This window comes from Halomonas sp. BC1, from assembly GCF_002078135.1.
Classification (GTDB): Bacteria; Pseudomonadota; Gammaproteobacteria; order Pseudomonadales; family Halomonadaceae; genus Vreelandella; species Vreelandella stevensii.
In genome coordinates this window covers 205,266-209,819 of sequence record NZ_LFGS01000017.1, presented here as the reverse complement: position 1 = coordinate 209,819, position 4,554 = coordinate 205,266, and the positions used below count along the sequence as shown (strand labels likewise).

Genomic DNA, 4,554 nt, shown 5'->3' with positions numbered 1-4,554 from the left:
TAGCGCCGCATAGCGGCAATAGATTACCATCCCCTCCAGGGGGATAGGAATAGAATAAGGGAAAGAAAATGACAATACATACTCACCAGTCACATCCTGACATCATCAAGCGCTTGAACCGGGCTCGGGGGCACCTTTCGAGCGTGACGCAGATGATAGAGGATGGTCGCCACTGTCTGGACATTGCCCAGCAGCTCCATGCGGTTGAGAAGGCTATTCAACAGGCCAAACGTGCCTTGGTTTTAGATCATATCGATCACTGCCTAGAGGATGCCTTGGGCTCTCAGGATCAAACGCAGCGGGAGCGGGCTGAAGAGTTCAAGGCCATTGCCCGCTACCTGTAAATGCATCTAAGCTCCCCTCACGTGAGGAACGCTCTATGCTCGATGTACTCGCCCATCGCGTCTATCGCCATCTCTTTTTTGCTCAGGTCATTGCACTGATTGGTACCGGTCTGACCACGGTTGCTCTGGCATTACTGGCTCATCACCTTGCTGAGGGTCAGGCGGGGGTCGTGCTCGGCACCGCGCTGGCGATCAAGATGGTCGCTTACGTGGGCATTGCCCCACTGGTCGGCGCCTATGCCTCACGCCTGCCTCGGCGCACCTTGTTGGTTAGCCTGGACGTGCTGCGTGCGGCCGTGGTCTGCACGCTGCCGTTTGTTACCGAGGTGTGGCAGATCTATGTGCTGATCTTTCTGCTCAATGCTTGTTCAGCAGGCTTTACACCCGTTTTCCAGGCGACGATCCCTGACATTCTCGAAGACGAAGAGCAATACACGCGAGCATTATCCCTGTCGCGCCTCGCCTATGACTTAGAAAACCTTCTTAGCCCGATGGCGGCGGCGGCATTGCTGATGGTGATGGGTTTTGATGTCCTGTTCGTACTCAACGCATTGGCCTTCTTTATTTCTGCCGCCCTGGTGATATCGGTGACCCTGCCTGCGCCTCTTGCCCTAGAGGATGTTCCCGGCGTTTGGCGTCGCGTTACCCATGGCACGCGAATTTACCTAAAGACGCCCCGGCTGCGCGGGCTGCTGGCGTTGAGCCTGGCGGTATCAGCCGCCGGGGCCATGCAGATCGTCAACACGGTAGTGCTCGTGCGCTCGGTGTTGGGTTTGGGCGAGAAAGAGGTAGCCCTGGCCTTTGCCGCCGCAGGCGGGGGCTCCATGCTAGTGGCCTTACTGTTGCCCAAGGTGCTGGATCGGGTGTCCGAACGGCCGGTCATGCTGCTGGGTGGCGTTATGATGGCTCTCAGCCTCTACCTGGGCTGGCTAGGCCCATCGTTTGCGGGGCTTGTCGGGCTATGGTTACTGCTGGGCGCAGGGGCCTCATTGGTCATGACCCCCACCGGGCGCCTGCTCAAGCGCTCATGCCAGCCCGAGGATCGTCCAGCGCTGTTTGCTGCCCAGTTTTCGTTGTCACACAGCTGTTGGCTGGTCACCTATCCGCTGGCAGGCTGGCTGGGGGTGAACCTTGGGCTGAAGGGGACGTTTGCTTTGCTGGGAACGGTGGCCCTGGCGGCAACGGCGCTCACAGCTCTTATCTGGCATAGACGTGACCCGATGATTGTTGAGCACGAGCACATCCCCATAAGCCATACCCACCGGCACTACCACGATGAACATCATCAGCACGAGCATGAAGGGTGGGAGGGGCCGGAACCTCATCGCCATTTCCACCATCATTCCCCAGGCTCGCATCGACATGTATTTGTCATTGATAACCACCATACGCGATGGCCATCATGATCTGATAAAGCTGGCGGAGGGATATTGCCCTCAAGTGGGCTCTAGCAAGCTTGACAGTGTGAGGTAATTAGAAGCTAACCAGGGAGGCTAGAACGCCGAGTAACGCACAGCCAAACAGCACCTTGAGCATGCCAACCTTGAAATGAAAAATCGCGATCATGGCGCCTGCCGCCAGTAACAACGCCAGTAAATCGAGGGACGCTAAGTTCGGCGCTAAAAGTCGCGCTCCCATCACGTGCCTTTCGCCTACGTCAGCGAAGATAACGTGAAGTCCAAACCAAATGGCTAAGTTGAGGATAACCCCGACGACCGCAGCGGTAATGGCGGACAGCGCCGCGCTGAGGGCGCGGTTGTCACGTAAACGCTCCACATAGGGAGCCCCTAAAAATATCCAAAGAAAACAAGGTACGAACGTTACCCACGTGGTCAGCAATGCGGCGAGCGTTGCGGCCAACATAGGATCAAGGCCTGTGGCCTCACGATAAGCGCCCATAAACCCAACAAACTGCACGACTTGAATTAACGGGCCCGGTGTCGTCTCCGCCATGCCCAGGCCATCCAGCATCTCGCCCGGTGCCAACCATCCATAATTTTGCACCGCCTCTTGAGTGACGTAACCCAGCACCGCATAGGCACCGCCAAAGGTCACCACCGCCATCTTACTGAAGAAGAAAGCAATCTGACTGAACACATTCTCGCTGCCGAATAGGGCCAATAGCAGCACTACCGGTGTTAGCCACAATAGGAGTAACGTGCCTGACATACGTAGCGACCACTGGCGATTGGGGCGTGCATGGGCAGGCAGCCCTTCGCCCAGTAGGGAGTCTCGGTCGCTAAGCACTGACTCGTCGGCATTTCCATGGCCACCTCCTACCTGAAAGGCCGTCATGCCACGTTTCCCTCCCCAATACCCCAGAAGGGCCGCGCCTAGAATAATCAGCGGAAACGCTACCTCAAAAAAGAAGATGGCGACAAACGCGGCAGCGGCGATGCCAAGCATTATCTGATTTTTCAGTGCCCTTTTACCTATACGGACGACAGCGTTAAGCACCACGGCTAGAACCGCCGCTTTTAGGCCAAAGAAGAGCCCTTCAACGGCTCCCACATTGCCCAAGGCGGCATACAGGTAGCTCAGGGCCAGAATGGCGATGAAACCAGGTAGCACAAAGAGGCTGCCCGCGACCAAGCCACCTTTGGTACGATGCATCAGCCAACCGATATAGATAGCCAACTGTTGCGCTTCTGGCCCCGGCAGCATCATGCAGTAGTTAAGCGCGTGCAGAAAACGGCGCTCGCCAATCCATTTTTTTTCTTCAACGAGTATGCGATGCATCACCGCTATCTGACCGGCGGGGCCGCCGAAGCTTAATAGTGCGATTCGTAACCAGACCCTAACGGCCTCACGGAACGGTACTTGATGGGGCGACTCAATGATGGGCGGCATGGCACACTCTTTAACGATGTCAGGGGTGTTATTTTGTAGAATGTATAACAATGGGGTTATACATACAACGAAAGAGGCGGTATGACAGATAACGTACAGCACTGGTTAATCCTGATCATGCGCCTCAGTGGGCGGGCGGGCACACCCCGTATGAGGGTCTGGCGGGCACTTCGTAGTTTAGGTGCCGTGGTACTCAGAGATGGTGTCTACTTACTGCCTGCTAGCCCCTCGCGAAGGGAAGCGCTGGAGTTACAAGTCGGCGCTATTCGGGAGCTGGGAGGTAACGCGCTGCTGATCGAGATAGAAGAATCTGCCATAGATAGCGTCGATGTGTTGCCTTCGCTCTTTGATCGAACGCCAGATTTTCAAGCCTTACGAGCGGCAGTGGTTGACTGGCAGCAGGCTTGCCCTCAGTTGGAGGAGCGAGAAGCGCAGCGTCAATTGACCCAGTTGCAGCGACGTTTACAAGGCATTGTGGAGATCGATTTTTATCCAGGGTCAGAAAGCAAGCGCGCCGTTATGGCCTTGGCAGATGCGGAGACCGTCTTTAATCGTTGCTTTGTGCCAGACGAGCCCCAGCCGATCCAAGCCGAGATCCCACGGCTTGATCACTCTGCATTTCGCGGGAGATGGTGGGCCACGCGCCGTCGCCCTTGGGTGGATAGGCTGGCATCGGCTTGGTTGATCAAGCGCTTTATTGATCCCGAGGCTCGCTTCGTGTGGCTTGAGCATCCGAGCCAGTGTCCGACAGACGCGCTGGGGTTTGATTTTGATGGAGCTCATTTCACCCATGTTGATGACAAGGTCACGTTTGAAGTGCTGCTCGCGAGTTTTAGCCTTGAGACACAGGCAGGCTTGAGCAGGATTGCGGAGCTAGTCCACTACTTGGATGTGGGGGGCACCCCTGTGCCGGAGGCCGTAGGGTTAAAACTCATGCTGGCCGGGGCTAAAGAGCGTTGTGACGACGATGATGCCCTACTACAACATACAGATATGTTGTTTGATGACCTTTACCAGGCGTATTTGGCGGGAGACCCAAACGGGGAGTGAGCAATGCGCTAATAGTGAAAAGGCCGGGTTTACCCCAGCCTTTTGCTAGCGACCCTCGTGGCTCGAAATAAGGGTTCAGTCGGCCCGCGGACGTTCTAAATATTTCCAGCAATGGCACGAGGAGAAAGAAAGGTAGTTTAGGTTGCTAGCGTATTTCGCATTCCTTGAACGGCATAATTAGCCGCCAAGCAGCATGTGTCATGTATTCAGATGGAGTACGACAGGTGCCAGCTCCTTTCTAACCAGGCTATCAGAAGCCGAGGAATTTCGAGTTTGCGGCTGCGGCGTGAAAATGTGCTTGCACTGTTTT

The 4,554-nt window shown here is 55.8% G+C and carries 4 protein-coding genes; 3 read left to right on the top strand and 1 reads right to left on the bottom strand.

Annotated features, from left to right (window positions below):
* Window positions 1-68 precede the first annotated feature (68 nt).
* Together B7L72_RS14005 and B7L72_RS14000 are read left to right on the top strand one after the other, a co-directional pair.
* Window positions 69-344 carry a metal-sensing transcriptional repressor gene (locus B7L72_RS14005; RefSeq protein ID WP_081195078.1) on the top strand — a complete coding sequence of 92 codons (276 nt, stop codon included), beginning with the start codon at window positions 69-71 and terminating at the stop codon, window positions 342-344.
* 35 nt (window positions 345-379) lie between these two features.
* A complete protein-coding gene (locus B7L72_RS14000) occupies window positions 380-1,750 on the top strand; it encodes an MFS transporter (protein ID WP_081195076.1) in 1,371 nt (456 codons plus the stop codon).
* 67 nt (window positions 1,751-1,817) lie between these two features.
* Here the strand turns inward: B7L72_RS14000 and chrA are convergent, their stop codons facing one another.
* Entirely contained in the window at window positions 1,818-3,194 is a 1,377-nt protein-coding gene (gene chrA, locus B7L72_RS13995; protein ID WP_081195074.1) for a chromate efflux transporter, read from the bottom strand.
* 81 nt (window positions 3,195-3,275) lie between these two features.
* Here chrA and B7L72_RS13990 point away from each other — a divergent pair, with 81 nt between their 5' ends.
* Window positions 3,276-4,244 carry a chromate resistance protein ChrB domain-containing protein gene (locus tag B7L72_RS13990; protein ID WP_081195072.1) on the top strand — a complete coding sequence of 323 codons (969 nt, stop codon included), beginning with the start codon at window positions 3,276-3,278 and terminating at the stop codon, window positions 4,242-4,244.
* Window positions 4,245-4,554: the final 310 nt, after the last annotated feature.

Bases quoted from the DNA above. Each gene is read 5' to 3' on its own strand.
- B7L72_RS13990 (WP_081195072.1), top strand. From the start codon at position 3,276: ATGACAGATAACGTACAGCACTGGTTAATCCTGATCATGCGCCTCAGT.
- B7L72_RS14000 (WP_081195076.1), top strand. From the start codon at position 380: ATGCTCGATGTACTCGCCCATCGCGTCTATCGCCATCTCTTTTTTGCT.
- chrA (WP_081195074.1), bottom strand. From the start codon at position 3,194: ATGCCGCCCATCATTGAGTCGCCCCATCAAGTACCGTTCCGTGAGGCC.
- B7L72_RS14005 (WP_081195078.1), top strand. From the start codon at position 69: ATGACAATACATACTCACCAGTCACATCCTGACATCATCAAGCGCTTG.